At 58.0% G+C, this 3,294-nt stretch carries 8 protein-coding genes; 4 read left to right on the top strand and 4 right to left on the bottom strand.

Going from position 1 to position 3,294, the window contains the following annotated elements; genetic code table 11:
- Nucleotides 1–332 (top strand): helicase-related protein (locus AC4DF4_RS18370; RefSeq protein ID WP_490049548.1); only part of this gene is annotated, 332 nt, incomplete at its 5' end.
- A gap of 119 nt (nt 333–451) precedes the next feature.
- Nucleotides 452–742 (top strand): HigA family addiction module antitoxin, encoded by a 291-nt coding sequence (locus tag AC4DF4_RS18365; protein WP_490049547.1) that lies wholly within the window; start codon nt 452–454, stop codon nt 740–742.
- Nucleotides 743–752: 10 nt separating this feature from the next.
- Here AC4DF4_RS18365 and AC4DF4_RS18360 read toward each other — a convergent pair whose 3' ends face one another.
- On the bottom strand, nt 753–1,085 hold the full coding sequence (locus tag AC4DF4_RS18360; RefSeq protein WP_490049546.1) for a hypothetical protein: 333 nt from the start codon (nt 1,083–1,085) through the stop codon (nt 753–755).
- 254 nt (nt 1,086–1,339) lie between these two features.
- Here AC4DF4_RS18360 and AC4DF4_RS18355 point away from each other — a divergent pair, with 254 nt between their 5' ends.
- Together AC4DF4_RS18355 and AC4DF4_RS18350 are read left to right on the top strand one after the other, a co-directional pair.
- The gene (locus tag AC4DF4_RS18355; protein WP_490049545.1) at nt 1,340–1,588 is read left to right on the top strand and encodes a UPF0175 family protein; all 249 of its coding nucleotides are present in this window, start codon (nt 1,340–1,342) and stop codon (nt 1,586–1,588) included.
- The gene (locus tag AC4DF4_RS18350; RefSeq protein ID WP_490049544.1) at nt 1,581–2,066 is read left to right on the top strand and encodes a PIN domain-containing protein; all 486 of its coding nucleotides are present in this window, start codon (nt 1,581–1,583) and stop codon (nt 2,064–2,066) included. Before AC4DF4_RS18355 ends, AC4DF4_RS18350 begins: the two co-directional genes overlap by 8 nt.
- A gap of 284 nt (nt 2,067–2,350) precedes the next feature.
- On the opposite strand, the gene AC4DF4_RS18345 is transcribed toward AC4DF4_RS18350, so the two are convergent.
- The 3 genes from AC4DF4_RS18345 to AC4DF4_RS18335 form a co-directional block, all read right to left on the bottom strand.
- On the bottom strand, nt 2,351–2,656 hold the full coding sequence (locus AC4DF4_RS18345) for a hypothetical protein (protein ID WP_490049543.1): 306 nt from the start codon (nt 2,654–2,656) through the stop codon (nt 2,351–2,353).
- Between the two features lie 158 nt (nt 2,657–2,814).
- Nucleotides 2,815–3,096 (bottom strand): hypothetical protein, encoded by a 282-nt coding sequence (locus AC4DF4_RS18340; RefSeq protein ID WP_490049542.1) that lies wholly within the window; start codon nt 3,094–3,096, stop codon nt 2,815–2,817.
- On the bottom strand, nt 3,071–3,294 hold a 224-nt coding region (locus AC4DF4_RS18335; protein WP_490049541.1), incomplete at its 5' end, for a hypothetical protein. The genes AC4DF4_RS18340 and AC4DF4_RS18335, both read right to left, overlap by 26 nt.

The raw sequence follows: 3,294 nt of genomic DNA, 5'->3' as shown, positions 1-3,294 counted from the left end.
CCGCCTCGGTGCACTCCAAACTCAGCCAGCAAACCCGGCGTGACACCCTGCGGCAATTCAAGGCCGGCGAACTGCGCGTCCTCGTCGCCACCGACCTGCTAGCCCGCGGCATCGACATCGAGTTCCTGCCCTGCGTCATCAACTACGAGCTGCCCCGCTCGCCCAAGGACTACGTCCACCGCATCGGCCGCACCGGCCGCGCGGAAAATCCCGGCGACGCGATTTCACTCATCAGCCCCGCGGAGATGGATCATTTCCAACTGATCCAGAAGAAGATGGGAAAACGCGTGAAAATCCTCAGTGGCGATCAGCTCGACTTGCAGGGGTATTGAGTGAGTAAGGGAACTGGCCGGAGTCCAATTTGAGATTTCCACTTGCAGCGATTCTCATTTTTGTCTGGAAAGACAACCACGCCCACCAAGTCCAAATCGCCGATTACCACTGACCTCCCATGAAAACCATGCATCTTCCCAACGCCTTTGCCGAGACACTTCGCGAGACTTTTGATGAGTGGCCCTCCACCCAGAAGGAGATCGCCAAAGCCACCGGCATTCTTGCCTCCCACCTCTCCGAAATGAAGTCCGGTCGCCGCCGTTGCACGCCGGAATACGATCTCCGCTTGTCCCGCTTCTTTGGCATGGAAGAGGGTTTCTGGATGCGGCTCCAGCTTCATTATGAAATGCAGCGCGTCCGAATCGAACTCGGCCAGCGCATCGACATGGAAGTGCAACCGGCTGCTTGATCACCCGGATCTAAAACGGCGAGCTTCCCACCAATTCCTCGATTTCCTTTTCAGTCTCAAGGGCCTCGGCCTGCAAGCTGACGATCTCTTTCTCCAGTTCCTCCTGCTGCGCGGCGGCGATGGTGTCGATCACGGCGGCGTCTTTCCCGGCGAACAGGGAGACTTCGTAATCCGGGCTGGCGTGTAGGGTTTCGAGGGTTTCAATGAGTTCCAGCATTCTGGCTTGGAGATGCTCGTAAAGGGAGCGGAGTTCCATGAGGGTGTGATCCCCGTCGAGGGAAACGCTGGCCCAGCCTTGTTGGCGGATGAACGCCTGCGGGTCTTTGGCGATGCGTTCCAGCAAATCGATGTCTCCCCGGTCGCCTTTTCAATTTCAGCATCTCAGCCTCTCAGTTTTCAGCTTTTACCCACCGGTCTTTCTCCGCCGCTTCGCGCGGGTAGTCGGCGGCGGTCTTCTCGGCAGCTTCCTCGCCACCGGCCAGCAGGCACCGTGCTTTTCAAAACGCGGTTTACCGTTGTTTCTCCTCACTTTTCCGGGCCTGCAAATCATCCTAGAATGCCGGTGACAGCCGTGCCTGAAGGCGCTAGGGTTGCAACATGCACATCGAAATGGACATCCCTGAATCCGCGTTCAGCGCCTTGCGCCTGTCGCCACCTCAGTTTGCCCGCGAACTGCGGCTTGCAGCGGCCCTGAAATGGTTTGAAGCGGGGATGATCTCCCAATCCAAGGCAGCTGCCCTTGCAGGTGTCTCGCGCGAGGAATTCCTGTTGGGTTGCGGCAGGTTCCAGGTCTCAGCCGTGCAGACCACTACCGCAGAACTCGCCGAGGAACTTGCCCGTGACTGAGCATTGGATCATCGATGCCTCACCGCTGATCCTACTCGGGAAAGCCGGGCAACTTGACTGGTTGCTGCAAATGGGACGCATCCTTGTTCCCGAATCCGTCGCCGCCGAAGTGGTAGCCGGATCTCCAAATGACCCTGCACGCCGATGGCTCGAAGCGCCACAAGGCGCGGCATGCATGGTGCGGGACGATGCTCCCACGAACGACTTGCTGGCATGGGATCTGGGCGCGGGCGAAATCGCCGTGATTGCAATGGCCATGGCCAATCCCGGACAGGAAGCGGTGTTGGATGATGCCGCCGCTCGTCGCTGCGCAATGGTTTTCGGAGTTCCCATGCGTGGCACTCTCAGCTTGGTGGTACTCGCCAAAAAGCGAGGGTTGATACCTGCCTGCCGACCGGTTTTTAATCGAATGCTGGCCGCTGGCCTCTACGTCTCACCCGCACTGGTGGAACAGGTCGCGCTGGCTGCGGGTGAATGATAAAGAATGATCGCCGTCGAGGGAAACGCTGGCCCAGCCTTGTTGGCGGATGAACGCCTGCGGGTCTTTGGCGATGTGTTCCAGCAAGTCGATGTCGCCCTTTTTCCTCGTCGCGGGCTTCGTTGATGGCCTGGGTGAGGCGTTCGTAGGTCTTGCGCTTTTCCGGGTCCTGCTCGTGGAGGTCCGGGTGGAACATCCGCACCAGCTTCTTCCAAAGTTGCTTGAGCCGCGCCGTCTCGTCGTCGTTGAGCTCCCGTTTCCCTTTGAGCGCTCTATCTTCCTCTTCATTTCAGCTTTTCAGTTTTCAGCTTTTCAGTTTTTACCCACCGGTCTTTCTCCGCCGCTTCACGCTGGTAGTCGGCGGCAGTTTTTTCGGCAGCTTCCTCGCCACCGGCCAGCAGGCGGTCGATGAAGGCCTTGCGGTATTGGATCAAGAGCCGCAGCCGGTCGCGTTCCTGGTAGTAGGGACGCAGGGCACCGAACAAACGCGAACGCACCGAGTCCACCTTGGACTTCTCCACCCCGTAATCCAGCTCCAGATCCGCGAGGCGGCTGCGGGCGGCCTCGATGAGTCTTTGGTAATGGTCCATGGTGGCATGATGCTTCAATTACTCTCTGGAATTGCGGCCTTGACCGGACGGGGGGCCCGATGCGATCTTCCGCCCGGCAAGCGCAGGAAATGTAGAGGTCGCTCTCACGAGTGGCAGCCCTTATGGGTGGGATCCTCGGTTCTTGGGGCCATCTGATTTTACAAGCCCTCGAGGATTAGAACCTCGGGGGCTTTGTTTTTTAGCGCATCGAGGCCCTCCGGCCACAATTTCAGACCGTAGCCCATCGCAACTTCCTTGTGCCGGAAAATCCCCTTCTTCAGGTGCGGGAGATAGCCGGTTTCGGTTTCACCGTAGCGGTTCACTTTCAACGCAAAGTGGAAGCCTGACGCCACGGCATCCGCCACCTGTAACCCCGCAAGCTTGGAATGCTCGACTGCCCGGATGCGTCCGGGATCAATCACATTGCCATCGATTTGCACCTTCTGGGGATCGTCCCCGGCTTGCCGCAACAGCACCTTCAGGTAAGTCCGGATGTCTTCGTATGACATGTTGCTGCGATTGGAGAATATCACCTCGCAAAGGAAGAGGATTTTTTTTCGTTAAAATGTTAAAATCGATTGGTGCTGGTTGATCGGGCGATGTTCCGACATCGCCTGTTTGAACAAACGTTTCAAATC

Source organism: Luteolibacter sp. (genome assembly GCF_058122085.1).
This window is presented reverse-complemented; position numbering and strand designations above follow the sequence as displayed.